This window comes from Methylibium sp., assembly GCF_013817345.1.
In the GTDB taxonomy this organism is placed as follows: domain Bacteria; phylum Pseudomonadota; class Gammaproteobacteria; order Burkholderiales; family Burkholderiaceae_C; genus Methylibium.
In genome coordinates, this window is record NZ_JACDCW010000061.1 from 1 (window position 1) to 26585 (window position 26585).

At 68.7% G+C, this 26585-nt stretch carries 19 protein-coding genes and 1 pseudogene; 13 read left to right on the forward strand and 7 right to left on the reverse strand.

The annotated features are described in order from the left end of the window. From H0W40_RS12395 to H0W40_RS12435, 9 genes are all read left to right on the forward strand, one after another. A partial coding sequence (locus H0W40_RS12395; RefSeq protein ID WP_292446571.1) for a TRAP transporter substrate-binding protein occupies positions 1-1047 on the forward strand: 1047 nt, incomplete at its 5' end. Between the two features lie 73 nt (positions 1048-1120). Then, a complete protein-coding gene (locus tag H0W40_RS12400) occupies positions 1121-1753 on the forward strand; it encodes a TRAP transporter small permease subunit (RefSeq protein ID WP_292446573.1) in 633 nt (210 codons plus the stop codon). Continuing rightward, a complete protein-coding gene (locus H0W40_RS12405; RefSeq protein WP_292446575.1) occupies positions 1753-3717 on the forward strand; it encodes a TRAP transporter large permease subunit in 1965 nt (654 codons plus the stop codon). The genes H0W40_RS12400 and H0W40_RS12405 overlap by 1 nt, the downstream gene beginning before the upstream one ends. A 34-nt stretch (positions 3718-3751) precedes the next feature. Further along, the gene (locus tag H0W40_RS12410; protein WP_292446577.1) at positions 3752-4357 is read left to right on the forward strand and encodes a 2-hydroxychromene-2-carboxylate isomerase; all 606 of its coding nucleotides are present in this window, start codon (positions 3752-3754) and stop codon (positions 4355-4357) included. Between the two features lie 116 nt (positions 4358-4473). After that, on the forward strand, positions 4474-6111 hold the full coding sequence (locus H0W40_RS12415; RefSeq protein ID WP_292446579.1) for a carboxyl transferase domain-containing protein: 1638 nt from the start codon (positions 4474-4476) through the stop codon (positions 6109-6111). Between the two features lie 87 nt (positions 6112-6198). Further along, positions 6199-7344, forward strand: coding sequence for an acyl-CoA dehydrogenase family protein (locus H0W40_RS12420; RefSeq protein ID WP_292446580.1), 1146 nt, complete (start codon positions 6199-6201; stop codon positions 7342-7344). Between the two features lie 14 nt (positions 7345-7358). Continuing rightward, on the forward strand, positions 7359-8147 hold the full coding sequence (locus H0W40_RS12425; protein ID WP_292446582.1) for an enoyl-CoA hydratase/isomerase family protein: 789 nt from the start codon (positions 7359-7361) through the stop codon (positions 8145-8147). A 3-nt stretch (positions 8148-8150) separates the two neighbouring features. Then, a complete protein-coding gene (locus H0W40_RS12430) occupies positions 8151-8780 on the forward strand; it encodes a DUF4126 domain-containing protein (RefSeq protein WP_292446583.1) in 630 nt (209 codons plus the stop codon). Between the two features lie 14 nt (positions 8781-8794). Next, entirely contained in the window at positions 8795-10843 is a 2049-nt protein-coding gene (locus tag H0W40_RS12435) for an acetyl/propionyl/methylcrotonyl-CoA carboxylase subunit alpha (protein WP_292446585.1), read from the forward strand. A 160-nt stretch (positions 10844-11003) separates the two neighbouring features. On the opposite strand, the gene H0W40_RS12440 is transcribed toward H0W40_RS12435, so the two are convergent. Continuing rightward, the gene (locus H0W40_RS12440) at positions 11004-11450 is read right to left on the reverse strand and encodes a hypothetical protein (protein WP_292446587.1); all 447 of its coding nucleotides are present in this window, start codon (positions 11448-11450) and stop codon (positions 11004-11006) included. Positions 11451-11589: 139 nt separating this feature from the next. Here H0W40_RS12440 and H0W40_RS12445 point away from each other — a divergent pair, with 139 nt between their 5' ends. Genes H0W40_RS12445 through H0W40_RS12455 form a run of 3 tightly spaced genes read left to right on the forward strand, consistent with a single transcriptional unit; the run spans position 11590 to position 13429 of the window. After that, positions 11590-12516 (forward strand): hydroxymethylglutaryl-CoA lyase, encoded by a 927-nt coding sequence (locus H0W40_RS12445; protein WP_292446589.1) that lies wholly within the window; start codon positions 11590-11592, stop codon positions 12514-12516. A 53-nt stretch (positions 12517-12569) separates the two neighbouring features. Next, positions 12570-12773 (forward strand): DUF1289 domain-containing protein, encoded by a 204-nt coding sequence (locus H0W40_RS12450; protein WP_292446591.1) that lies wholly within the window; start codon positions 12570-12572, stop codon positions 12771-12773. Next, on the forward strand, positions 12770-13429 hold the full coding sequence (locus H0W40_RS12455; RefSeq protein WP_292446592.1) for a 2-hydroxychromene-2-carboxylate isomerase: 660 nt from the start codon (positions 12770-12772) through the stop codon (positions 13427-13429). Before H0W40_RS12450 ends, H0W40_RS12455 begins: the two co-directional genes overlap by 4 nt. A 68-nt stretch (positions 13430-13497) precedes the next feature. Here the strand turns inward: H0W40_RS12455 and H0W40_RS12460 are convergent, their stop codons facing one another. Next, positions 13498-14622 carry an ABC transporter substrate-binding protein gene (locus tag H0W40_RS12460; protein ID WP_292446594.1) on the reverse strand — a complete coding sequence of 375 codons (1125 nt, stop codon included), beginning with the start codon at positions 14620-14622 and terminating at the stop codon, positions 13498-13500. Positions 14623-14791: 169 nt separating this feature from the next. Here H0W40_RS12460 and uvrA point away from each other — a divergent pair, with 169 nt between their 5' ends. Continuing rightward, entirely contained in the window at positions 14792-21223 is a 6432-nt protein-coding gene (uvrA, locus tag H0W40_RS12465; protein ID WP_292446596.1) for an excinuclease ABC subunit UvrA, read from the forward strand. Between the two features lie 186 nt (positions 21224-21409). Here uvrA and H0W40_RS12470 read toward each other — a convergent pair whose 3' ends face one another. The 5 genes and pseudogenes from H0W40_RS12470 to ppnK all read right to left on the reverse strand — a co-directional run. Then, positions 21410-22891, reverse strand: coding sequence for an aminotransferase class V-fold PLP-dependent enzyme (locus H0W40_RS12470; protein WP_292446598.1), 1482 nt, complete (start codon positions 22889-22891; stop codon positions 21410-21412). A 7-nt stretch (positions 22892-22898) separates the two neighbouring features. Beyond that, complete coding sequence (locus H0W40_RS12475; RefSeq protein WP_292446600.1) at positions 22899-23525, reverse strand: LON peptidase substrate-binding domain-containing protein; 627 nt, start codon at positions 23523-23525, stop codon at positions 22899-22901. A 14-nt stretch (positions 23526-23539) separates the two neighbouring features. After that, on the reverse strand, positions 23540-24442 hold the full coding sequence (gene rapZ / locus H0W40_RS12480) for an RNase adapter RapZ (protein WP_292446602.1): 903 nt from the start codon (positions 24440-24442) through the stop codon (positions 23540-23542). A 175-nt stretch (positions 24443-24617) separates the two neighbouring features. After that, entirely contained in the window at positions 24618-26348 is a 1731-nt protein-coding gene (gene recN / locus H0W40_RS12485; RefSeq protein ID WP_292446604.1) for a DNA repair protein RecN, read from the reverse strand. Between the two features lie 126 nt (positions 26349-26474). Then, positions 26475-26585, reverse strand: a pseudogene (gene ppnK, locus H0W40_RS12490) (NAD(+) kinase); the annotation flags it as partial.

The following is a 26585-nucleotide window of genomic DNA, read 5'->3' on the forward strand; positions in this document are numbered from 1 at the left end:
ATGGCCGCGCCGATGGTGTCGGTCGCGCAGACCACGTCGCTGCGTTTCCAGAGCACCTGGCCGTCGAAGGACATCTTCCACGAGTACGCGCTCGACTTCGCCAAGAAGGTCAACGACATGGCCGGCGGCCGGTTGAAGATCGAAGTGCTGCCGGCTGGCGCCGTGGTGCCGGCCTTCCAGTTGCTCGACGCCGTCAACAAGGGCACGCTCGATGGCGGCCACGGCGTGGTTGCCTATCACTACGGCAAGAATTCGGCCCTCGCGCTGTGGGGTTCCGGCCCGGCGTACGGCATGGAGCCGAACATGGTGCTGGCCTGGCACAACTATGGCGGCGGCAAGGAACTGCTCACCGAGATCTACAAGAGCCTGAACCTGGATGTCGTGTCCTACCTGTACGGCCCGATGCCCACCCAGCCGCTGGGCTGGTTCAAGAAGCCGGTGGCCAAGGTCGAAGACCTGAAGGGCCTGAAGTTCCGCACCGTGGGCTTGGCGGTCGACGTGTTCACCGACATGGGCGTGGCCGTGAACCCGCTGCCGGGCGGTGAGATCGTGCCGGCGCTGGACCGCGGCCTGATCGACGCGGCCGAGTTCAACAACGCCTCGAGCGACCGGCTGCTCGGTTTCCCGGACGTGGCCAAGATCTGCATGCTGCAAAGCTTCCACCAGAGCGGCGAGCAGTTCGAGATCCTGTTCAACAAGGGCAAGCTCGAAGCGCTGCCGGCCGAACTCAAGTCCATCATCGACTACGGTGTCCAGGCGGCCAGTGCCGACATGAGCTGGAAGGCCGTGGAGCGCAACTCGCAGGACTACATCGCGCTGAAGAAGGACGGTGTCAAGTTCTACAAGACGCCCGACGCGATCCTGCAGGCTCAGCTCGCTTCCTGGGACAAGACCATCGCCAAGAAGGCCGGCGAGAACGCCCTCTTCAAGAAGGTGCTCGATTCGCAGAAGGCTTACGCCCAGCGCGCCGGTCAGTGGCACAACGACTACACAGTCGACTTCAAAATGGCCTACAACCACTACTTCGGGCGCGCCGCCAAGTCCTGAACGAGCGTGACAATGCGGGGGCGCCGACAGCGGCGCCCCCGTTTTTTTGAGGCGAGGGATCGGAGAAGTACAGATGCAAAAAGCATTATTGGCGGTGGATCGCTTCTCCACCTGGTTCGGCAAGGTTTTCGCCTGGCTCGCCGTGGCACTCACGGCACTGATCAGCTGGGAAGTGTTCTCGCGCTACGTGCTCAACGAGCCGCACGCCTGGGTGCTCGATGCGCAGATCATGCTGTACGGCACGCTCTTCATGACGGCCGGTGCCTACACCCTGAGCAAGAACGGCCATGTGCGCGGCGACGTGCTTTACGGCTTCTTCCGCCCCCGCACCCAGGCCACGATCGACCTGGTGCTCTACATCGTTTTCTTCCTGCCCGGCGTGTTGGCGCTGACCTGGGCCGGCTGGACGTTCGGCCAGGAATCGCTCGCCATGCGAGAGCAGACCTTCAACGCCGACCCCATTCCGGTCTACCCGTTCAAGTTCGTGATTCCGATCGCCGGCGCCGTTCTGCTGCTGCAAGGCTTCGTTGAAATCATCCGGTGCGTGGTGTGCCTGCGTGAGGGCGCCTGGCCGTCCCGCGAGGAAGACGTCGAGGAGGTCGACGTCGATCAGTTGAGAGAGATGGTCCACGTGAAAGATGCCGACATCGACGCGGTCGACAACAGCCGACCGCTGCCCCCCGCACAACGCCAGGAGGGTGCGTGATGCCGACTTTGCGCAAGGAACTGTGGTTCGGTTTCAGCCTGATGGCGATCCTGGTCGCCGGCGCGGCCTACATGCTGCTGTCGGCGCCGGTCATCACCAACGGCCACCTGGGCCTGCTGATGCTCGGGCTGGTGGTGGTGGCGATCATGCTGGGCTTCCCGACCGCCTTCACGCTCATGGGCATGGGCATGATGTTCGCCTTCTTCGCCTACCACTCGGGCCGGCAGACCATAGGCGGGGCCACGGCTCAGACGCTGGACCTGATGGTGCAGCGGGCCTATTCGGTGATGTACAGCGACGTGCTGATCGCGGTGCCGCTGTTCGTCTTCATGGGCTACCTGGTCGAGCGCGCCAACCTGATCGAAAAGCTCTTCAAGAGCCTGCATCTTTCACTCGCACGCGTTCCCGGTTCGCTCGGTGTGGCCACGCTGGTGACCTGCGCAATATTCGCTACCGCCACCGGCATCGTCGGTGCGGTCGTGACCCTGATGGGCCTGCTCGCCATGCCGGCCATGCTGCGCGCCGGCTACAGCGTGCAGTTGTCGGCGGGTGCCATCACCGCGGGCGGCTGCCTCGGCATCATGATCCCGCCATCCGTGCTGCTCATCGTTTATGGCGCGACCGCCGGTGTGTCGGTGGTGCAGCTCTATGCAGGGGCCTTCTTCCCGGGCGTGATGCTGGCCGGGCTGTACATCCTCTACTTCATCGTCGTCGCCAAGCTCAAGCCGCAGTGGGCTCCGCCGCTGACTGCGGAGCAGCGCATCGTGCCGCTGCCTGCACCGCTGGAGCGCGTCGGCGCCACTGGCGAGCGGCGTGCGCTGCCGGTGTTGATGACGGCCCTGAAGGGCAAGCGCAACCACGACGTGCCGACCGGCTATCTGCTGAGGCAACTCTTCGTCGCGTTGATGCCGGCGCTGCTGTTCCTGGTGGTCGCGGTGTGGAGCTATCAGACGGCAACCCGTGTCGTTCCCGTCGTGGCATACACCGGGCTGCAGCAGATCGGCGCGGTTGCCTACGAGTCGGATGCTCCCAGCGTCGGCGGCCTGCAGGAGCCGCCCACGAGCGGGGTGCAGGAACCGCCCGTTGAAGGAGGCTTGAGCGAACCTCCCGGCGCTGCAGCGGTCGCTGAGCCACCGGTCCCGGGCTCGACGAAGCCGGGTACACCGACCAAACCGGCACCTGGTGCTGGCGCCAACGTCGCCACCACGCAACCCGCCCCGGCCGGCTACTGGATCGGTCTGGCCGTGGGCGCGGTCGCCATGGCGGCCTACTACCTGCTGCTGAGCTTCGCCAGGCTCGAGATCTTCAAGATGCTGCTGTCGAGCTTCTTTCCGCTCCTGATCATGATCATGGCGGTGCTCGGCTCCATCGTTTTCGGCCTGGCCACGCCGACCGAGGCGGCAGCCATGGGGGCGCTCGGTGGCTTCGTCCTCGCCGCGGCCTACCGCCAGCTCAATCTGAAAATGGTGCAGGAGTCGGTCTTCCTCACCGCCAAGACCACGGCGATGGTGTGCTGGCTGTTCGTCGGCTCGGCCATCTTCTCCGCTGCCTTCGCGCTGTTGGGAGGGCAGGCACTGGTCGAGGATTGGGTGCTCGGCATGGACCTCACCACGACGCAGTTCCTGATCCTGAGCCAGATCATCATCTTCGTGCTCGGCTGGCCGCTGGAATGGACGGAGATCATCGTGATCTTCATGCCGATCTTCATTCCGCTGCTCGACAACTTCGGCGTCGATCCGCTGTTCTTCGGACTGCTGGTGGCGCTGAACCTGCAGACCGCCTTCCTGAGCCCGCCGGTGGCGATGAGTGCCTTCTACCTGAAGGGCGTGGCGCCCAAGCACGTGACGCTCAACCAGATCTTCGCGGGCATGATGCCGTTCATGGGCATCCAGGTCGTGGCGATCATCCTGCTGTACAACTTCCCGGCCATCGGGCTGTGGCTGCCCAACGTGCTGTACAAGTGAGCGGCAGAGCCGACCGGTCGAGGCGATCACGCCGATGAGCCAAGCACCAGTCGAGTTCTATTTCGATTTTTCCTCGCCCTACTCGTACATCGCCAGCGAGTGGGTCGAGGCGATTTCCGCGCGCCACGGCCGCACCGTGCGCTGGCACGCGATCCTTCTCGGCGCGACCTTCCAGGCCGCCGAGTTGAAGAGCCCGGTTTCCCACCCGCTCAAGCGCGAATACTCGGTGGCGGACTTTCAACGCTCAGCGCGCTTCGAGGGCGTGCCGTACGTGGCCCCGCCGCAGTTCCCGATCCCGACACAGAACGCCGCGCGGGTGTTCTGGTGGCTGCATGCGCAAGACGAAGCAAGTGCTGCGGCCTGGGCCCATGCCGGCCTTCGCGCCTACTTCACGCGGGGCGTGATGCTGAGCGACGCCGGCAGCCTGCGCGCGTTGTGCGTCGAGACCGGCCTCGACGCCCCGGCCGCCGAGGCGGCATGGAGCGATCCGGTCTGGAAAGAGCGCCTGAAGGCGGAAAACGACGCGGCCATTGCCGCCGGCATCTTCGGCGCGCCCGCTTTCGTCATCGACGGCGAGCTCTTCTGGGGCAACGACCGCAAGCCGCAGATCGAGCGCTGGCTGTCGAGCGGGCCGTTCTAACGATCCAAGCTCTCTGCGGGCGCCCTCGAGGGCTGGCTAGAATGCATTGACGTTGACGTTGACGTAAACGTCAACCGAGTGCGGCCGAGCGGCCCGCGCTGCACGCAGGAGAGTTCATGCCGGCCCTCGAATCCAAGCTCGATCCGCGCTCCGGGGAGTTCAAGGCCAATGCCGCCGCGATGCGATCGCTGGTCGATGACTTGAACGAGCGGTTGGCGCGCATCGCGCTCGGTGGCGACACCGACACGAGCCGCGCCGCCCGTGCGAGGCACCTGGCGCGCGGCAAGCTGCTGCCGCGCGATCGGGTCGAACTGCTGCTCGACCCCGGCACACCGTTTCTGGAGATCGCACCGCTCGCTGCGATGAACGTCTACGCCGACAAGGACGGCGGCGATACCGCTCCCTGCGCCGGGCTGATCGCCGGCATCGGCCGCGTCAACGGTGTCGAATGCCTCATCGTCTGCAACGACGCCACGGTCAAGGGCGGTACCTACTATCCGCTGACCGTGAAGAAGCACTTGCGGGCACAGGAAGTGGCCGAGCAGAACCGCCTGCCCTGCATCTACCTCGTCGACAGCGGCGGGGCCAACCTGCCGAGTCAGGACGAGGTGTTCCCGGACCGCGACCACTTCGGCCGCATCTTCTACAACCAGGCCAACATGTCCGCGCAGGGCATACCGCAGATCGCGGTGGTCATGGGCTCCTGCACGGCCGGCGGCGCCTATGTGCCGGCGATGAGCGACGAGACCGTCATCGTCAAGGAGCAGGGCACCGTCTTCCTCGGCGGCCCGCCGCTCGTGAAGGCCGCCATCGGCGAGGTGATCAGCGCCGAGGCGCTGGGCGGCGGCGATGTGCACACGCGCCTGTCAGGCGTGGCCGACCACCTGGCGCTGAACGACACGCATGCGCTGGCGCTGACGCGACAGATCGTCGGCACGCTCAATCGCCGCAAGCCGCAGCCCTTGCTGCTGCGCGAGCCCGAGCCGCCGAAGCACGATCCCGCCGAGCTGCACGGCTCGATCCCGCTCGATGCCCGCAAGCCCTACGACGTGCGCGAGGTCATCGCCCGCATCGTCGACGGCTCCGAGTTCAACGAGTTCAAGGCGCGCTACGGCGCCACGCTGGTGACCGGCTTCGCACACATCGAGGGCCTGCCGGTGGGCATCGTCGCCAACAACGGCATCCTGTTCTCCGAGTCCGCCCTCAAAGGCGCGCATTTCATCGAGCTGTGCTGCCAGCGCCGCGTGCCCCTCGTCTTCCTGCAGAACATCACCGGCTTCATGGTCGGCCAGAAGGTGGAGAGCGAGGGCATCGCCAAGCACGGCGCGAAGATGGTCACCGCGGTGGCCACTGCCACCGTGCCCAAGTTCACCGTGATCATCGGCGGCAGCTTCGGCGCCGGCAACTACGGCATGTGCGGCCGCGCTTACTCGCCACGTTTTTTGTGGATGTGGCCGAACGCGCGCATCGGCGTCATGGGCGGCGAGCAGGCGGCCAGCGTGCTCGCCACCGTGCGCCGGGATTCGGTGCAGGCCAAGGGGGGCGAGTGGTCAGACGAGCAGGAGCGCGCAATCAAGGATCCCATCCTCGAGCAGTTCGAACGCCAGGCGCATCCGTACTACGCCAGCGCGCGCTTGTGGGACGACGGCATCATTGACCCGGCCGACACGCGCCGCGTGCTGGCCCTGGCGATCAGCGCCAGCCTCAATGCGCCGATTCCGGAGCATCCGAGATTCGGCGTTTTCCGCATGTGATGCACGATGTACATGAGTTCTTCTCATCGAAAGCCGTGCAGCGGCTCGAGCAACTCCATCGGCCGTGCCAGTCTGGCGTGGTTGACCATGGACAGCATTTACGTCGCTCCTGAGCATGAACTGCTGCGCGACCAGGTCGCGCGCTTTCTCACGCGGGAAGTGGAGCCGCACGGCGAAGCCTGGGAAGCAGCTGGCTGCATCCCGCGCGCGGTGCTGCGCAAGCTCGGCGCCGCGGGACTGCTCGGCCTGATGCACGCGCCCGAACACGGCGGCGCCGGCGCCGATGCGCTGAGCAATCTGGTGTTCGCCGAGGCGCTGTCGCAATCGACCTTCGGCGGCTTCGTCATCACGGTGCTGGTGCACACCGACATGGCCAGCCCGCATCTCGCCCATGCCGGTTCACCGGCCCAGCTCGAGCGCTGGATGCCCGGCATCACGCGCGGCGACCTGATCACTGCGGTGGGCATTACCGAAGCAGGCGCCGGCTCCGACGTGGCGGGGCTGCGTACGCGTGCCGTTCGCGGTACCGACGGAGACGGCGATCACTGGGTGCTCGACGGCAGCAAGCTCTTCATCACCAACGGCGTGCACGCCGATCTGTATTTCGTTGCCGCGCGCACCGGCGAAGCGCGGCATGCGATCTCGATGTTCATCGTCGAGAAGGGCACGCCCGGGTTCAGCGTGAGCCGTTCGCTGGACAAGACAGGCTGGCTGTCGTCGGACACCGCCGAACTCGTGTTCGAGAACTGCCGTATTCCGGCCGACAACCTGCTCGGTGAGGAAGGCCGCGGCTTCCAGGCGGTGATGAAGAATTTCCAGACCGAGCGCATTGCGCTGGCCGCCATGGCGGTCGGTCATGCGCAGCAGGCCCTGAAGCTCACGCTCGCACAGGTTCGTCTGCGCCAGGCTTTCGGTGCGACGCTGTGGGACAAGCAGGCCATTCGCCACCGGCTCGCACTGCTCGACGCGAAGACGCGCGCGGCGCGCCAGTACCTGTACCACTGCGCCTGGCGGGTCACGCAGGGGCACGACGCCGTGCAGGACGTGTCGATGCTCAAGGCGCTGACCGGCGAGCTGGTGAACGAAGTGGTGCAGACCTGCCAGCAGTTCCACGGCGGCATGGGCTACATGCGCGGCACGCCGATCGAGCGGCTCTGGCGGGATGCGCGCATCCTCGCCATTGGCGGCGGCGCCACCGAGGTGATGCTCGACGAGGCCGCCAAGCGCTATTGAAGGAGGGATCTCACATGAGCGAAAGCCCCATTCGCATCGACCGGCCGGCCGCCGCAGTGGCCTGCGTGACGCTCGACCGCCCCTCCGTGCGCAATGCCTTCAACGACGAAACCATCGCCGCGCTCACGCGCGCATTCCGTGAACTCGACGCCGACGACGGCGTGCGCGTGATCGTGCTGGCAGCGCAGGGCCCGGCTTTTTGCGCCGGCGCCGACCTGCACTGGATGCGCCGCATGGCCGACTACTCGCGCGACGAAAACCTCGACGATGCCGCGCGCCTGGCCGACATGCTGCGCAGCATCGCGAGCTGCCGCAAGCCGACCATCGCCCGCGTGCAGGGCGATGCGTATGCGGGCGGCATGGGCTTGGTCGCCGCCTGCGACCTGGCAGTGGCGGCGGACACGGCGCACTTCTGCCTCACCGAAGTCAAGCTCGGCCTGGTGCCGGCCACGATCGCCCCGTATGTGATCCGTGCGCTGGGCGCGCGCGCGGCGCAGCGCTACATGCTCACGGCCGAGCGCTTCGACGCGGCCACCGCGTTGCGCCTGGGTTTCGTTCAGGCAGTGACGGCGTCGGATCAACTCGACGCTTGCGTCCAGGCCTGGACCAGCGCGCTGCTCGGCGCGAGCCCGCAGGCCCTGACTGCCTGCAAGCAACTGCTGCACGAGGTGACCGACCGGCCGATCGATGCCGCCCTGATCGCGCGCACGGCAGCACTCATCGCCGATGCACGCGCCTCCGACGACGGCCGCCACGGCCTGCAAAGCTTCCTCGACAAGACCCCGCCGCGCTGGCGCGCCTGAAACATGGACGCCTTGCAGGCCCTGGGCACCCCCGAGCTGATCGCGTTGGCCGCCGCACTGGGCTGGGCCAGCGGGCTGCGCCTGTACGCCGTGCTGGCATTCACGGGCCTGGCCGGGTACGCCGGCTGGGTCGAGCTGCCGCCGGGCCTGCAGGTGCTCCAGCACCCGGCCCTGCTTGCCGGCAGCGGTTTCATGCTGTTCGTCGAGTTCTTCGCCGACAAGATTCCGGGTCTGGATTCGCTCTGGGATTTGGTCCACACGGTGGTGCGCATTCCCGCCGGCGCGGCGCTTGCAGCGGGTGTGTTCGGCGCCGACCAGGCCACCGCCGCCATGCTCGCCGCACTGCTCGGCGGCACCCTGGCCGCCACCAGCCATGCGGCCAAGGCGACCACGCGGGCAGCGGCCAACACTTCGCCCGAGCCGTTCTCCAACATCGGCCTGTCGCTGCTGGGCGACATGGCGGTGCCGTCGGTGCTGTGGCTGGCTTTCGAGCAGCCGCTGTTGGCGATGGTGGTGGTGGCAATGTCGGTGGTCGTGATGCTCGTGGTGGTGTGGTTGCTCTCCAAGTTCCTGGTGCGTCTGTGGGCGCGTTTGAAGACGCTGTACGGCCTGGCGCCTTCGACGCCGGTGTGAGGAGGCGGTCGCGCATGTTCAAGAAAATCCTGATCGCCAACCGCGGCGAGATCACCTGCCGGGTCGCCGCCACCGCGCGGCGCCTGGGCATCGCGACCGTTGCGGTGTATTCGGATGCCGACGCCAACGCACGACACGTGCTTGCCTGCGACGAGGCCGTGCACATCGGCGGCGCCGCGCCGCACGAAAGCTACCTGCGTCACGAGCGCATCCTCCAGGCCGCGCTCGCGACCGGTTCGCAGGCGGTGCACCCCGGTTACGGATTTCTCAGCGAGAACGCGACCTTCGCCCAAGCCTGCGGCGCAGCCGGCATCGTGTTCATCGGCCCCCCGCCGGACGCCATTCGCGCCATGGGTCTGAAGGCCGAATCGAAACGGTTGATGGAAGCAGCCGGCGTGCCGCTGGTGCCCGGCTATCACGGGGCCGATCAGGACCCGGCCCTGCTGCAGCGAGAAGCCGGCCTCATCGGCTACCCGGTGCTCATCAAGGCCAGTGCCGGCGGCGGTGGAAAGGGCATGCGCGTGGTGGCGAGCGAGGCTGAATTCGCGACCGCGCTGGCCTCCTGTCGGCGCGAGGCGGCGAGCAGCTTCGGCGATGACGCGGTGTTGATCGAGCGCTATGTGCAGCGCCCCCGGCATGTCGAGATCCAGGTCTTCGCCGACGCGCAGGGCCGCTGCGTGCACATGTTCGAGCGCGACTGCTCCGTGCAGCGCCGCCATCAGAAGCTGCTCGAGGAGGCGCCCGCGCCCGGCATGACGCCCGAGCGGCGCCGCGAAATGGGCGAGGCGGCCGTGAAGGCCGCGCAGGCGGTGGGCTACGTGGGCGCCGGCACGGTCGAGTTCATCGTCGAGCAGACGCTCGGCTATGGCCGGCCCGAGGGCTGGCGCTTCTATTTCATGGAGATGAACACGCGGCTGCAGGTCGAACACCCGGTCACCGAGGCGATCACGGGCCTGGATCTGGTCGAATGGCAGCTGCGTATCGCGGCGGGCGAGCCGTTGCCCCTGGCGCAAAACGATCTGCACCTTCACGGCCACGCGATAGAGGCGCGCCTGTGCGCCGAGAACCCGGATGCGGACTTTCTGCCGTCCACCGGCACGCTGGCGGTGCTGCGCTGGCCGGCGCATGCGGCCTTCCGCCGCAACGCCGAGGCACAGGCCGCACAAGCTCCCGCGCCGGTGCGCGTCGACGCCGGCTTCGGCGAGGGCGACACGGTGTCGCCGCACTACGACTCGATGATCGCCAAGCTCATCGTCTGGGGTGAGGACCGCGAGCAGGCCCTGGCCCGGCTCGACGCCGCATTGGCGCAGACTCACATCGTCGGCCCCCACACCAATGCCGCCTTTCTGCGTCGCGTGGTGCAGAGCGACTCGTTCGCGAAGGCCGAACTCGACACCGCACTGATCGAGCGCGAACGCGCCGCGCTGTTCGATGTCCCGGCCTTGCCATTGCCGGTGGCTGCGGCCGGCGTGGCCGCGCACGCGCTGGCCTTGGAGCGCGGCGCCGAGGATGCCGACCCGTGGTCACGCCGCGACGGTTGGCGGCTGTTCGGCGCGGCGGTGCGGCGCTTCGAGATCGACCACGCGGGCGGGCGCCACAGCGTGTCGCTCGAGCGCAGCCATGACGCAGCCATGCAGCTCGAGGTCGGCGGCGAGCGCTATGCGTTCACCGCCTCGCCGCTCGCCGTAGAGGCCGGGCATGACCGCTACGACGTGCGGCTGGGCGAACGCCGCCTGGCGCTCGCCGTTTACGCCGTCGGCGAAAGCGTCGCGGTGTTCGCGCCCGAGGGCTCGGCGTTGCTGCGCGAGGTCGATGTGCTCGTGCATGCCGGCGAAGTCGCCGAGGCCGGGCGTCTGACGGCGCCGATGCCCGGCAGGGTGATCGCCTTTCTTGCACAGCCGGGAGAGCGTGTGTCCCGCGGACAGCCGCTCGCAGTGATGGAGGCGATGAAGATGGAGCACACGCTCAATGCGCCGAGCGACGGCGTGGTGGCTGCACTGCGCTTCGCGGCGGGCGACCAGGTCGCCGAGGGCGAAGCCTTGCTGGACCTCGAAGAGCAATAAGGCGCGAAGGACGAGGCGCGCTGCGACCGAGCGGTGTTCCGTTTGCAGGCGCGAGGCGCGGTGGAATGCGCGCTCGGTTGCCGCAGGGCGCCCAGCCTGGGTGCGGCGCGGTACGGCGGCAGGGGCGCCGCCGCTCGAAAGGTCTGCGCTTTGCCGCCGCTCAGTGACGCGCGCCGCGCGGCTTGCCCAAGCGCAGCCAGTCGGCCGGCGCGAACCGGGACGGCGGTTCGTTCGTCGGCTCGAGCGACGCCGGCGCGGACTCGAGCCCGGCCGGTGCCTGCGTGACGCCGAAGCCGCTCGTGTGGCGCGACCAGGCCAGATCCTGCGGCACGGCGAACGCGCGCTTCGGGATCTGGGCCAGTGCCGCCCGCGCGCGTTGCGCCGCCTCGGCCATGTGGGCCTTCGCGTCCTCCGCGGCGCTCTCGTCGTCGAAGCGGTCGGCCATTTCGAGCAAGGCCAGGTCGTCGATGCCGCGGCAGATATCGAGCACTTCTTCGGCGTAGTCGCGCTCGCTCAGCATCCGGCGCACGTCGATGCCCCGCTTGAGTTCACGCAGCAGCGCGAGGTGAATGCGGGTGGCAAGATGCAGGCGGGTCAGGACGGTCAAGGCAGGCTCCACGAATGCGTCGATGCTGCGTCTCGGCGGCGTGTTTGCCCACCCCGCACAATGGTGACGACGCGCCCCGGGTCGGGGGGTTGAACGAATTTTCCGCTAGCGCGAGTCAGATTTCCGTGAGGTATTTCACATGCTCCCGAGCCGCGTGACTTTGCTCGATGTAGGTCCGCGCGACGGCCTGCAGAACGAACCGGCGCCCGTGCCTGCTGCCGACAAGATCGAGCTGGTTCACCGTCTGCAGGCCGCCGGCCTGCACGAGATCGAAGTCACCAGTTTCGTCAGCCCGAAATGGGTGCCGCAAATGGCCGACAACGCGCAGGTCATGGCCGGCATCGCGCGCCGGCCCGGCGTGCGCTACAGCGTGCTCACGCCCAACCTCAAGGGCCTGCAAGCGGCACTGGCGCCGGCGCGCGAATGGTGGCCGGACGAGGTGGTGGTGTTCGGTGCTGCGAGCGAAGCTTTCAGCCAGCGCAACATCAATTGCGGGATCGCGGAATCGATCGAGCGTTTCGCGCCCGTGGCCGAGGCGGCGCGTGCTGCCGGCATCAAGGTGCGCGGCGCGGTCTCGTGCGCACTGGGCTGCCCTTACGAAGGCGAGATCGATCCCGACCGCGTCGAGTTCGTCGTCAGGCTCATGCGCGAGATCGGCGTGCAGCATGTCGGCGTGGCCGACACCCTCGGCACGGGCACGCCGCAGCGCGTGCAGGCGGCGATGGAGCGCGCGCTCAGGCATTACCCGATCGACGAGGTGAGCGGCCATTTCCACGACACCTACGGCCAGGCGCTGGCCAACATCTATGCGTGCCTGCAACTCGGCATCCATCGCTTCGACGCCAGCGTGGCCGGTCTCGGCGGCTGCCCTTACGCCAAGGGCGCGACCGGCAACGTGGCCACCGAAGATGTGGTGTTCTTGCTGCAGGGCCTGGGCATCGAGACGGGCATCGAGCTCGATGCGCTGGTCGATGCAGCGGCGTTCATCTCGGGCAAGCTGGGCAGGAAGCCGGTGTCGCGGGTCGCGAACGCCGTTCTGGCCAAGCGCGAGGCGGCAGCAGCGTGAGCACACGCAGGAATAACGCCCCGCCCTCCGCGGGAGACGGCGAAGCGGGGACATTGCTGCCTCATGAAACGAGCGGCCCGGTCGCTTCCCCCTGCACGAACGTGTGCCGCATGAACGACGCCAGCGGCTGGTGCGAAGGCTGCTGGCGGACCATCGACGAGATCGTCGCCTGGGCATCCCTCGACGACCCCGCCCGTCGTGCCGTCTGGCTGCAACTCAATGCGCGCCGACGCAGCACCGAGGGCGGCCCGCGATGACGCCGATCACGTTCTGGTTCGACCCGGTCTCGCCCTACGCCTATCTCGCTTTCGAGCGCCTGCCGCAGGTGCTGCAGGGCTGCTCGTATTCGGTGAGCTATCGCCCGCTGCTTTTTGCCGGGTTGCTTTCACACTGGGGCCAGCTCGGCCCGGCCGAGATTGCGCCGAAGCGCGATTGGACCTACCGGCAGGTGGCCTGGCTCGCGCATCGCGATGGCGTCGCGCTCACCATGCCGGCGGCGCACCCGTTCAACCCGCTGCCGCTGCTGCGCCTGCTGGTGGCCTGCAGCGAAGACGGCACGGCGAACCGCGACCAGTGCGAGACGGTGCTGCACCAGGTCTGGCGCAGCGGCGGTGCGGGCGACGATGCGCCGGCGCTGGCGCGGATCACCGCGCAGCTCGCCCCCGTGCGCGATCCGCAGTCGGGTGCGGTGAAGCAGGCGCTGCGCGCCAACACCGACGCCGCCATCGCGCGCGGGATCTTCGGCGTGCCGACGCTCGAACTGCCGCGCAGCGACCCGGCGCTCGATCCCTTGCTGTTCTGGGGCGCCGATGCGCTCGATATGGTGGCCGCTTGCCTGCGTGGCGAACCGTGGTTCGAGGCCGACTGGGACCGCGCCGCCGGGGTCGCGGCCGGAGTGCAGCGCTCGCGTTGAGGCTGCGCTGCCGCGGTGAACCGGCCAGCTTCGGCAGGCCGCCCCGCCGTGCGGTTGCCGGCACCGACTCAGCGTCGAAACCTGCCGTCGGCACCGATGATGGACAGGTCGGCGAAGTCCAGGCCGGTGTGGTCGGTCGGGCTGTAGTTCAGTTCCATGCCGCCCAGGTCGTATTTGCGAATGCCGTTGAGCGCTGTGAGCAGCTTCTCCCGCGTCGGGCCGACGCCGGCGCGGCTCAGGCCCTCGACCAGCACCTTCGCGGCCGCAAAGCCTTCCAGCATGGCCGGTGACACACCATCCAGCCCCTTGGCCCGGGCGAGCTCGATCGCCTCCTTGACCAGCGGGGATGCGATCGAACGCGCATTGGGGAACACCTGCGACACGATGGTGCCGCGGGCGTTCTCGCCCATCTGCGTGATGAAGCCCCCCGAGGCGTTGTTCGACATCGTGACGATCTGCGCCTTGGAGCCGGCTGCGCGAATCGCCCGAGTGCCGTCGGCCACTGCCGCGCCCGAGCCGATGAACACGACCGCTTGCGCGTTGGTCTTCGCCACCATCGGTGCGAGAGCGCTGAAGTCGGGCTTGGCACGGTTGAAGGTTTCGTTCATCACCGGCTGCAGGCCGGCACCGGTGAAGCCCTTGACGGCACCGGCAGCCACGTCGGCGCCGAAGGAATCATCGGTGCGCAGGATGGCGATGCGTGTCAACCCGGTGAGCCCCAGGTGCTGCACCGCCCGTTCGGCCTCCCGTTGATAAGTCGCACGCACGTTGAAGATGTAGGGGTGCACCGGTTCGTGCAGCACCATGGCACCGGTGGAAGGCCCCACCAGCGGCAGCCTGAACTCCATCAGCAGCGGCGAAATGGCCTCGGTGTGCGGCGTGCCGCGGTTGAGGAACAGCGCAATCACGTTGTGTTCGGTGATCAGCTTGCGGGCGTTCTCCGCCGCGAGCTTGGGCGTGAACTTGTCGTCCAGCGAGACCAGCCTGATCGGTTGCCCGTTGACGCCGCCTCTGGCGTTGACCGCGTCGAAGTAAAGCTTGGCCCCTGCAGTGGTTTCCTGCACTCCGGCGGCGACGGCGCCGGTGAAGCCGGCCGTCTGGCCTACGACGATCTGTGCAGCGGCCGGCAAGGCTGCAACTGACAGCAACAGAAGTTGGGCGAGACAGCGGAAGGCTGTCGAGAGATTGCGCATCTGGAACTCCTCGGTGCGTTATCGACGAATGTTTACATCAGGTTACTCATCTGTACGCTGGCGCGCATTGGGAAGAACCGATATGCCGCCGCTGCGGCGTGACAAAGACCCGCTTCGCAGGGACCGTGGGCGCATCCCTAGAATCTTTGGCCTCACCCCCGGGACCCCCATGCCTAACGGTCAACGCCCACCCGGCGTGATCCGCATTCGCGGCGCGCGCCAGCACAATCTCAAGAACCTCGATCTCGACTTGCACACCGGTGAGCTGACGGTGGTTACCGGGCCCAGCGGCTCCGGCAAATCGAGCCTCGTCTTCGACACGCTGTACGCCGAAGGGCAGCGCCGCTACGTCGAAACCTTCAGCGCCTATGCGCGCCAGTTCCTCGACCGCATGGATCGGCCCGCGGTCGACCACGTGGAAGGCGTGCCGCCGGCCATCGCCATCGACCAGACCAACCCGGTGCGGACCTCGCGCTCGACGGTCGGCACGATGACCGAGCTGAACGATCACCTGAAACTGCTGTTCGCGCGGGCGGCGGTCCTGTTCGACAAGCAGAGCGGCAAGACGGTGCGGGAGGACGACCCGGAGTCGATCTACGCCGAGCTGCAGCGGCGCGCTGCACCGGGTCAGCGCTTGGTCGTCACCTTTCCGGTCGAGCTGCCGGCCAACACGTCGCAACAGGACATCGAGCAATGGCTGGCGGCCAGCGGCTATACCCGCGTACAGGCCGAGCGCGAGATCGCCACGCCGACGGGGCCGCGCAAGCTGCTCGATGTGGTGGCGGATCGGTTTCGGCTCGACGGCGTGGAGAAGTCGCGCGTGGTGGAGGCTCTCGAGATTTCGCTCAAGCGGGGCAGCGGCAGACTGAACGTCTATGCGTTGGCTCCCTCCCCCGCCCCGGCGGGAGAGGGCGGGGGTGAGGGTGGGGCCGGCCCCTCACCCCAGCCCTCTCCCCAGAGGGGCGAGGGAGCCGAGCCGTCGGTGCATGAGGGAGGGAAAGTCGAGCCGCCTCTGCAGCGAGAAGTAGAGCCGAAGCCATCGCTTTCCCGAGAAGCCGGCATCTGGCGCTTCTCTTCGGGCCTGCACTGCCCCGACAGCGACACGCGCTACAGCCATCCGCAGCCGGCAATGTTCTCGTTCAACTCGGCTTACGGTGCCTGCGAAACCTGCCGCGGCTTCGGCCGGGTGATCGGCGTCGATTGGGGCCTCGTCATTCCGGACCCTCGCAAGACCCTGCGCGGCGGTGCGGTCAAGACGCTCGCCACGCCGGCCTGGAAGGACAGTTTCAAGGACCTGCTCGATTACGCCGGCGAGGCCGGCATCCCGCGCGACACCGCCTGGGCCCAGCTCTCCGAGGCGCAGCGCGAGTGGGTCATCGAGGGCACGCCGAACTGGAAGGGCAACTGGAACAAGCAGTGGTACGGCGTGCGTCGTTTCTTCGAGTACTTGGAGAGCAAGTCCTACAAGATGCACATCCGGGTGCTCTTGTCCAAGTACAGAAGCTACACGCCGTGCACCGTGTGCGGGGGCGCGCGGCTGAAGCTGGAATCGCTGCTGTGGCGACTCGGCACCAAGGAGGGCGCCGATGCGGTGCTGCCGCCCGGCAAGCGCTTCATGCCGCAGGGGGTGGCGTGGACGCGCGAACAGCTCGAAGCGCTGCCGGGGCTGAGCCTGCATGACCTGATGCTCATGCCCATCGACAAGCTGCGGTCGTTCTTCGACCGACCGTTCACTCCGTCCCCCCCTGGGGGAAGGCCGGGATGGGGGCCAGCCGGTACCGGCGCCGACACCGGGCCGGGCCCCCACCCCAACCCTCCCCGAGAGGGCGAGGGAGCAGACATCGACGGGCAGGACCGCACGTTCGGTTCGCACGCCGACGTCGCCCCTGCGGCGGAGGCCATCGACACGGCGCTGCACCTGCTTTTCACGGAAATTCGCACGCGCCTGAAGTACCTCTGCGACGTGGGCCTCGGCTATCTGCAGCTCGACCGTCAGAGTCGCACGCTCAGCGGCGGCGAGGTGCAGCGCATCAACCTCACCACGGCGCTGGGCACCTCGCTGGTCAACACGCTGTTCGTGCTCGACGAGCCCTCGATCGGCCTGCACCCGCGCGACATGAACCGCATCAACCAGGCGATGCTCCGGCTGCGCGACGCCGGCAACACGCTGGTCGTCGTCGAGCACGACCCGGCCGTGATGCTGGCCGCCGACCGCGTGATCGACATGGGCCCGGGCCCCGGCACGCAGGGCGGGCGCATCGTCTTCGACGGCACGCCCGAAGACCTCAAACGCGCCGACACCATGACCGGCGCCTACCTCGGTGCGCGCCGCTCGATCGGCCTGGGCCTCAAGCGCCTGGTGACTGACAACACGCCGCGCCTCATCGTCGAAGGCGCGCGTGAGCACAACCTGCGCGACCTGACCATCGAGTTCCCTTTGCAGCGGTTGGTCTGCGTGACGGGTGTCAGCGGCTCCGGCAAGAGCACGCTGATGCAGGACCTGCTGTTCCCGGCATTGGCCCGCCACTTCGGCAAGGCCACCGAAACGCCCGGCGAGCACGACCGCCTGCTCGGTGCCGACCACCTGAACGGCGCCGTGTTCGTCGATCAGTCGCCGATCGGCAAGACGGCGCGCTCCAACCCGGCCAGCTACGTCGGCGCCTTCGACACGCTGCGTGCGATCTTCGCCGACGCGCCCATCGCTCGCCAGCGCGGCTACGGGCCGGGCATGTTCAGCTTCAACGCCGGCGACGGGCGCTGTCCGACCTGCGGTGGCTCGGGCTTCGAGCACGTCGAAATGCAGTTCCTGAGCGACGTGTACCTGCGTTGCCCCGATTGCGACGGCAAGCGCTTCCGGCCCGAGTTGCTGGAAGTGAAGATCGAACGCGCCGGCAAGCCGCTCGACGTGAACCAGGTGCTGGAGCTGACCATCGCGGACGCGGTGCGCTACTTTGCCCAGGACCGCGAGGTGCTGCGCGCGCTCACGCCGCTGGTCGATGTGGGCCTCGACTACGTGAAGCTCGGCCAGCCGGTGCCCACGCTCAGCGGCGGCGAGGCGCAACGCCTCAAGCTCGCCGGCTTCCTGGCCGACGCGGCGAAGAACGCGACGGCCACGCGCCAACCCGTGGCGAAGAAGGGCACGCTCTTCATGTTCGACGAGCCGACCACCGGCCTGCACTTCGACGACATCGCCAAGCTGATGCGAGCCTTCCGAAAGCTGCTCGAGGCGGGGCACTCACTCGTCGTCATCGAGCACAACCTTGATGTCGTGCGTTCAGCGGACTGGCTGATCGATCTGGGCCCGGAGGGTGGTGAGGCGGGCGGAGAGCTGGTGTGCTTCGGCCCGCCGGATGAAGTGAAGCTGCATCCCACCTCGCACACGGGTGCTGCGCTGCGCGACTACGAACGATCGCTCGGCGAAGGTGGCGCAGTCGTCGAAGTGCGCGAACGGCTCCCTCTCCCGCTTGCGGGAGAGGGATGGGGGCGAAGCGGGGCTTTCGAGCCGCACGCGGCGAGCCTGCTGAGCGGCTCCGGCCTGCAAGCCGGAGCGCGCACTGCAAGTGAGGGCGACGGCGCGAGCCCGCAACCAGTATCGCGGCGCCGTGCCGGCCCTCACCCCAACCCTCTCCCAAATGGAGAGGGATCAATACAGGGCGAGGGAGCGATACAGATCGTCAACGCGCGGGAGCACAACCTCAAGGGCTTGTCGGTCGATATTCCGCGCGGCAAGTTCAGCGTGGTCACCGGCGTCTCCGGCTCCGGCAAGAGCACGCTCGCCTTCGACATCCTCTTCAACGAAGGCCAGCGCCGCTATCTCGAATCGCTCAACGCCTATGCGCGCAGCATCGTGCAGCCTGCCGGTCGGCCGGAGGTGGATGCGGTGTACGGCATCCCGCCGACGGTGGCCATCGAGCAGCGCCTCTCGCGCGGCGGCCGCAAGAGCACGGTGGCCACCAGCACCGAGGTCTATCACTTCCTGCGCCTGCTGTTCGTCAAGCTCGGCACCCAATACTGCCCGCATTGCACAGCGGATGCTGGCGTGGCGGTGCGCCCGCAGACGCCCGAGTCCATCGCCGCGCAACTGCTGCGCGACTACCGCGGCCAGCACATCGGCCTGCTCGCACCGCTGGTCATCAACCGCAAGGGCGTCTACACCGATCTCGCCAAGTGGGCGGCGCAGCGCGGCCACACGCACCTGCGCGTGGACGGCGAGTTCCTGAAGACCTCGCCCTGGGCGCGCATCGACCGCTTCAAGGAGCACACGCTGGAGCTGCCGGTCGGTGACATCACCGTGCAGCCCGACAACGAGGCCGGCCTGCGCGCGCTGCTGACCAAGGCGCTCGAACTCGGCAAGGGCGTCGTGCACCTGCTCGCCCCGCTCGACGGCCTGCAGGCGGCCATGGCCGACGGCACGCCGACGCACCGCGTGGGCCGCGTCAAGGTGTTCTCGATCAAGCGCGCCTGCCCGAGCTGCGGCACCAGCTTTCCCGAGCTGGACCCGCGCATGTTTTCCTACAACAGCAAGCACGGCTGGTGCGGCGACTGCGTTGGCACCGGGCTGGCGCTCACGCGCGAGCAGCGCAAGGCGCTCGACGATTCGGTGCGGGACGAAGACAGTGGCGGCCGCGAGAAAACCTTCGCCGAGCCGGACGTGGAAGACGTGTTGGACGCGCCCTGCGCTACCTGCCAAGGCGCGCGCCTGAACAAGGTTTCGCTGGCAGTGCGCTTCGGCAAGGCGGACGGTGGCGGCAGCCATCATGGCGAGCAGTCCATCGCCGCCGTGGCCGCACGCTCGGTCGTTGACGCGCGCCGCTGGATCGAGGCGCAAAAGCTCGACGGCCGCGAGGCGACGATCGCGCGCGACGTGATCGCCGAGATCCGCTCGCGGCTGAGCTTCCTGGAGCAGGTCGGCCTCGGCTACCTCACGTTGGATCGCGCTGCACCGACGCTCAGCGGCGGGGAAGCGCAGCGCATCCGGCTGGCCGCTCAACTCGGCAGCAATCTGCAGGGCGTGTGCTACGTGCTCGACGAGCCGACCATCGGCCTGCACCCGCGCGACAACCGCATCCTGCTCGACGCGCTGCACGTGCTCGGCAGCCAGGGCAACACACTGGTGGTGGTGGAGCACGACGAGGACACGATCAGACGTGCCGAGCACATCATCGACATCGGCCCCGGTGCCGGCAAACGGGGCGGGCGGCTGGTCGCCGAAGGCACGGCCGCCGATCTGCTGCGCGAGCCGGCGTCGGTAACCGGGCGGCTGCTGGCGCATCCGATGCGGCATCCGCTGCAGGCGCGGCGGCCGGTGGTGGATCGATCGGTGACGGAGCCGCGCACGCTTCCCCCGGCGCGCGAGGCTGACTTGCTCCCTCGCCCCTCTGGGGAGAGGGCTGGGGTGAGGGGCCGGCCGGTTGCCGCCGGTCGGCAGGGTCAGGCTGCTGCGTTGGCCCTCACCCCCACCCTCTCCCAGAGGGAGAGGGAGCAAGACGGGTCGGGCGAACTCGTCGGGCTCAGCCTCGCCGGCGCCTATCTCCACAACTTGCAGAACATCGACCTCCACATCCCCCTCCAACGCCTCGTCGCCGTCACCGGCGTCTCCGGCTCCGGCAAGAGCACGCTGGCCCGCGACGTGCTGCTCGCCAATGTCCATGCCGCCGTCGCCATGAAGGCCACCAAGGCCGGCCGCGATGCGCTTGCCGCCGGGCAGCGGCCAAAATGGACGGGCTGCACCGCTCTCACCGGCTTCGAGCCGATCGATCGCGTGCTCGAAGTCGACCAGACGCCCATCGGCAAGACCCCGCGCTCCTGCCCCGCCACCTACATCGGCTTCTGGGACACCATCCGCAAGCTCTTCACCGAGACGCTGGAAGCGAAAGCACGCGGCTACCCCGCCGCGCGCTTCAGCTTCAACACCGGCGCCGGCCGCTGCCCTGGCTGCGAGGGCCAGGGCCTGCGCACCATCGAGATGGCCTTCCTGCCCGACGTGAAGGTGGCCTGCGACCAATGCCACGGCGCGCGCTTCAATCCCGAAACGCTGGCCGTCACCTGGCGCGGCAAGAGCATCGGCGACGTGCTGCAGATGGAAGTGGACGAGGCCGTCGATTTCTTCGCCTCCATGCCCAGCATCGCGCACCCGCTGCAACTGCTCAAGGACGTCGGCCTGGGCTACCTCACCCTCGGCCAGCCCTCGCCCACGCTCAGCGGCGGCGAGGCGCAGCGCATCAAGCTGGTCACCGAGCTCAGCAAGGTGCGTGACGACATCACACGCCGCGGCCAGAAGCCGCCGCACACGCTGTACGTGCTCGACGAGCCGACGGTCGGCCTGCACATGGCCGATGTCGAGAAGCTCATCCGCGTGCTGCACCGCCTGGTCGACGGCGGCCACAGCGTCATCGTGATCGAACACGACCTCGACGTGATCGCCGAGGCCGACTGGGTGATCGATCTCGGGCCCGAAGGCGGTGGCGGTGGCGGCCGCGTGGTGGCGGTCGGCACACCGGAGGAGGTGGTCGCGGCCGGCACGCACACGGGCGTTGCATTGCGGCCCGTGCTCGACCGGGCTCCCCTGGCCGTGGCGCCCTTGGCGGGCGCCGGTGCCTAGGAGGAAGCGGAGTTCGCTGAACGATCGGTGCCAGGCTGAGCTCCTTCTCCCGCTCGCGGGAGAAGGCGGGGGATGAGGGTCCGCATGCCGCGCCGTGCCTCACCTGCAGTGCATGTCCGGCCTGCGGGCAGGACCGCTCGGCCGGCTCGTTGACGCCCTCGGCGGCTCACGACGGTGGGTTCGACCTTACTCCCGCTCGCGCGCCAGCGCGTCGCCCAGTTCCTCCACCAAGCCCGGCAGCGCATCGACATCGCCGCGCAGCGTGCCGAAATTGACGATGCACGCGCGCAGCGCGAAGCGTCCGCCGATCAGCGCCTGGCTCAGGTAGGCGCGGCCGTCGCGCTGCAGGCCCGCGAGCAGTTCGCGGTTGAACGCGTCGAGCGCCGCCTCGTCGTGCAGGCCGGCTGGCCGGTAGCGAAAGGTGGTGATGCCGAGCTGCTGCGTCAGCGCCTCGAGCCGCGGCGTGGTCTGCACGCGCTCGTACAGCCGCTGCGCCAATGCGATGTCGTCGCCGATCATTTGCCGATAGCCTTCGCGGCCCGCGACGCGCAGCGCCAGCCAGACCTTGAGCGCGCGAAGGCCGCGCGTGTTCTCCGGCCCCAATTCGTGGAAGTTCAGGCCTTCGTCCTCGCCGGGCGTCGCGTAGTAGGGCGGGCGGTGGCTGAAGGCGTCGAGCAAGCTGCGCGGGTCGCGCACCAGCACGCAGCCCGCGTCGATCGGCGCATACAGCCACTTGTGCGGGTCCAGCGCCAGCGAGTCGGCTTCGCGCAGCCCGGCGAGGTCGGCGCCTGCGCTGCCGAGCAGGCCGGCGTGGTTCGAGTCGATGAGGCACGCTGCGGGCGCGCCGTAGGCGCCATCGACGTGAAACCACAGGCCGTGGCGGCGGCACAGCGCCGCCATCGCCGGCAGCGGATCGACCGCGCCCGTGCTCACGGTGCCGGCGGTACCGACCACCATCAAGGGCTGCACACCAGCCGCAATGTCCGCATCGATCGCAGCGGCCAGCGCGGCGACGTCGAGCCGCTGCTGCGCATCGGTCGAAATCCAGCGCAGCGATTGCGTGCCCAGTCCGGCCAGGTCGACCGCCTTGTGCAGCCAGCCGTGCGTCTCGTGCGAGGCATAGACCGCGAGCGCCGCGCCACGCAGGCCGCTTGCACGCACGTCCCACGGCAGCCTCGCCCGGCGCGCAGCAAGCAGCGCGACCAGGTTGGCCATGCTGCCGCCGCTCACCAGCAGACCGCCGCAGCCGGCCGGGTAGCCGACCAGCTCGGCCAGCCACTGCACGGTCTGCGCTTCGATCTCGCTGGCCATCGGCGCGGCATTCCATAGCGCCACGTTGCTGTTGACCGATGCGGCCAGCAGCTCGGCCAGCATGCCGATCGGTGCGGGAGACGCGGCGATGTAGCCGTGAAAGCGCGGGTGGCGAATGCGCGGCGTCTGCTCGAACAGCAAGGCGGCCGCTTCGTCGAGCGCGAGCGCGGCGTCTTCGCCGTGCGCCGGCAAACCGCGGTCGCCGAGCCGGGCGCGGATGCCGGCCGGCATCCGCGCCCCGTCGGCCACCGGCCGGCCGTGCAACGCGGCCAGTTCCTCGGCGATGCGCTCGACCAGCGCATGGCCGAGCGCACGAAACTGCTCCGGCGCCATGCTGAGCGCGGCAATGCGCGTCATGAGCGGCTCAAACCACCACGCCCTTGCTGCGCAGGAACTCGTCGACCAGTTGCAGCCGCACGAGCGGATCGGGCAGCTCCATCAGCTTTTGCTTGGCGGCCAGCGAGATCGGCAGGATCTCGCACCAGCGGTTGGCCAGCCAGCCCGCGCTGTCGAACTGATAGGGCTCGAGAAACGGCACGCTGCCCTGCTGCTTGAGCGTGGCGATGGCATTGGCCAGGCCCTTGGCCGAGCCGAGCAGCGCTTCGGTCGGTAGCACCGTTTCGTCTTCGGGCAGCAGTCGGGCCTGGGCGACCCACAGGTGGTCGGCCTGCTGCTCGATGTGCGTGGCCTCGAAGCGCTGTGTGCCGCGGCAGCGCACCTGCAGGATGCCGGGCTGCACGCTGTCGACCTCGATCAATTCGGCCATGCAGCCCACCGACTCCAGCGCCACCGGGGTTCTATCCGCCGCCTTGACCTCGCTGCCCTTCTTGAGCGCGACCACGCCGAACGGCTTTTGTTCGCGCAGGCAGCTCCCGATCATGTCGAGATAGCGGGCTTCAAACACTTTCAGACCGAGCAGGCCGCCGGGGAAAAGCACCGACTGCAGCGGAAACAGGGGCAGCTCGAAAGCGGCGGCGGCGTCAGTGATCATTGCCGTGGGAGAGTTCAGCGGGCGTCGAGTTCCCGGTGCCGCACCAGCACCGCGCCGCGGCCTTGAAAGCGCTGCGCGAGCTGCTCGGCGAAGTACACCGAGCGGTGCTGGCCGCCGGTGCAGCCGATCGCCACGGTGAGGTAGGCGCGCTGGTCCTGCTCGAAGGCGGGTAGCCAGCGCGCCAGAAAGGTTTCGATCTGCCCCAGCATTTCGCCCACCTCGGGCTGCTGCATCAGGTACTCGATCACCACCAGGTCGCGCCCGCTGAACGGCCGCAGCTCCGGCACGTAGTGCGGGTTGGGCAGCACGCGCACGTCGAACACGAAATCGGCGTCGAGCGGCACGCCGTGCTTGAACGCGAACGACTCGAACACCAGCGTCAGCCCGCCGCCGGTGGGAGCCTGCACCAGTTGGCGCACCCACGCGCGCAGTTGCGTCGGGCGCAGCTCGCTGGTGTCGATGACGGTGGCGGCCTGGCGCAGTTCGGCGAGCAGCTCGCGCTCGAGCTCGATCGCCTCGGTGAGGGCGCGATGCTGATCGACCTCGTCGCCCGGCGCGTCCTTGCTCAGCGGATGGCGGCGCCGCGTCTCGGAGAAGCGGCGCACCAGCTCGCCGGTACTGGCATCCAGGAAGATCGCGCGCACCACGACGCCGGCGCCGACCAGTTGCGACAGCAGCGGCAGCAGATTCGGCAACGAGCCGGCGCTGCGCACATCGACCGCGACGGCGATGCGGCGCACCGCGCGATCGGTGCGCGCGTTCTCGAGCCGCAGGAACTCGGGCAGCAGCTCGGGCGGCAGGTTGTCGACGCAGTAGAAGCCGGCGTCTTCCAGCGCATGCAGCGCGACCGATTTGCCCGAGCCGGAGATGCCGGTGACGAGCACCACTTCACGCGTCGTTGCTGCGGGCGCATTCATGAGTGCACCCTGGCGTTTCGCGCTGTCCCGCCCCGCGAGAGTCCGATCACCGTGGAGCCGAAGGTCGCACTTTGCGACCCGCCGCGGCCGCGCGTAAAGCGCATGCGGCCTTCGTCGCCTTCTTCCTGCCCGGCGAGGAGGCGGTGGCCTCGATCCATGCGGCTTGGCAACGGTTTCATGCGCGCTGCCGTTTCCGTTCATTGCCGGAACGGGGTGCCGGTGCGGGCGAGGCCGGCGCGACGGGCACGCTCGCGGCAGTGTCGAGCAGAGCGCGCGCATGCGCCAGGCTGGTCTCGCCGGCGGCCGTGCCGCCCAGCATGCGGGCGATCTCCTGCTCGCGTGCGTCGCCCGCAACCGGTTGCACGTCGCTCACCGTCCCCGCGCCGCGGGCTTGCTTGCTGACGACGCAGTGCCGGTCCGCGGCCGCAGCCACCTGCGGCAGGTGAGTCACGGCCAGCACCTGGCGGTCGCGGCCGAGGCGGCGCATGAGCTGCCCCACGGCATCGGCCACGCTGCCGCCGATGCCGGCATCGACCTCGTCGAAGATCAGCGTGCCGGTCTCACCCAGTTCGCTGGTGGTCACCGCGATGGCCAGCGCGATGCGCGACAGCTCGCCGCCCGAGGCCACCTTGGCGAGCGCGCGTGGCGTGCTGCCGGCATGGCCGGCGACGCGGAACTCCGCTGCTTCGAGCCCGAAGCGCTGCGGTTCGGCCAGGCGCTCCAACGCCACCTCGAAGCGCCCGCCCGCCATGCCGAGCTGCTGCATCGCCGCCGTCACCGCCTTGCCGAGCCGCGGCGCTGCAGCCTTGCGCTGCGCTGAGACTTCATGGGCGGCGGCATCGAAAGCGGCACGGGCCGTGGCCAGTGCGCGCTCCAGTGCCGCGAGGTCGGTGGCGGCATCGAGGCGAGAAAGCTCGTCGCGCCAGTCGGCCAGCAGCGCGGGCAGTTCAGTGGCCTGGCGGCGAAAACGCCGGGCCAGGCTCATCCACGCCGCGATGCGTTCGTCGAGCGCTTGCAGCCGCTCGGGTTCGAGCTCGCCGTGGCGTTGGGCGGCGGTGAGCGTGTGCGCCGCGTCCTGCAGTTGCGCCTGCGCGCTGCGCAGTACCTCCAGCGGATCGCGCAGCGATGCGTCGTGCTCTACAACGCCTTCGAGCGCGGCAATGGCCTGCGCGCTGCGTTGCTCGGCGGACGCTTCGTCTTCGCTGATAGCGGCCAGCGCAAGCTGCACTGCCTCCAGGATCGTCTGCGCGTGGCTCAGTCGTCGGTGCTCGGCTTCGAGCTCGGGCCATTCGTCGGCGCCGGGGGCGAGCTTGGCGAGCTCGCTGATCTGCCACTGCAGCCGCTCGCGTTCACGCTCCAGGTCGCCCTGCCGGGTGCGTGCATCGGCCAGGTGTTCCTGTGCGGTGCGCCAGCCGCTCCACGCTGCGGCGAGCGGCGCGGCGTCGACGCCGGCATAGCCGTCGAGCAAGGCACGCACCGCGTCCGGCCGGGTCAGGCTTTGCCACGCGTGCTGGCCGTGGATGTCCACCAGCCGCTCGCCGGCCTCGCGCAACTGGCCGATGGTGGCCGGGCTGCCGTTGATCCACGCGCGGCTCTTGCCTTGCGCATCGAGCGTGCGGCGCAGCAGCAAGCCGAGGTCGCCGTCGTCCTCGTTCTGAAAACCGCTTTCGGCCAGCCAGGAGAGCAGACCAGGCGGCGTGTCGAACTCGGCGCCGATCTCGGCGCGCGCCGCCCCTTCGCGCACGACGCCGGCGTCGCCGCGGTGGCCCAGCGCCAACTGCAGGGCGTCGATGAGAATGGACTTGCCCGCGCCGGTTTCGCCGGTCAAGGCGGTGAAGCCGGTTTGCAGATCGAGTTCCAGGGCCGGCACGATCACGAAATCGCGCAGGGTGATGCGCCTCAGCATGGCGGCGTGCGAGAAAGGCTCATGCGCCGGCTCCGCAAGTCTGCGCGTGTCCCCACGCCGCGCCGTCGCCGGCATCGGCGCGAGAACCGCTTCGATCCCCACTGCGCGGGGCCCCTCTTTCGCGGTTCATGCGCCGGTCTCGGGCAGCACGCCCTCGTTCCAGTGCAGCTTGCGGCGCAGCGTCGCGTAATAGCTCCAGCCGCGCGGATGCAGCACGCGCATGCGGTGCTCGCTGCG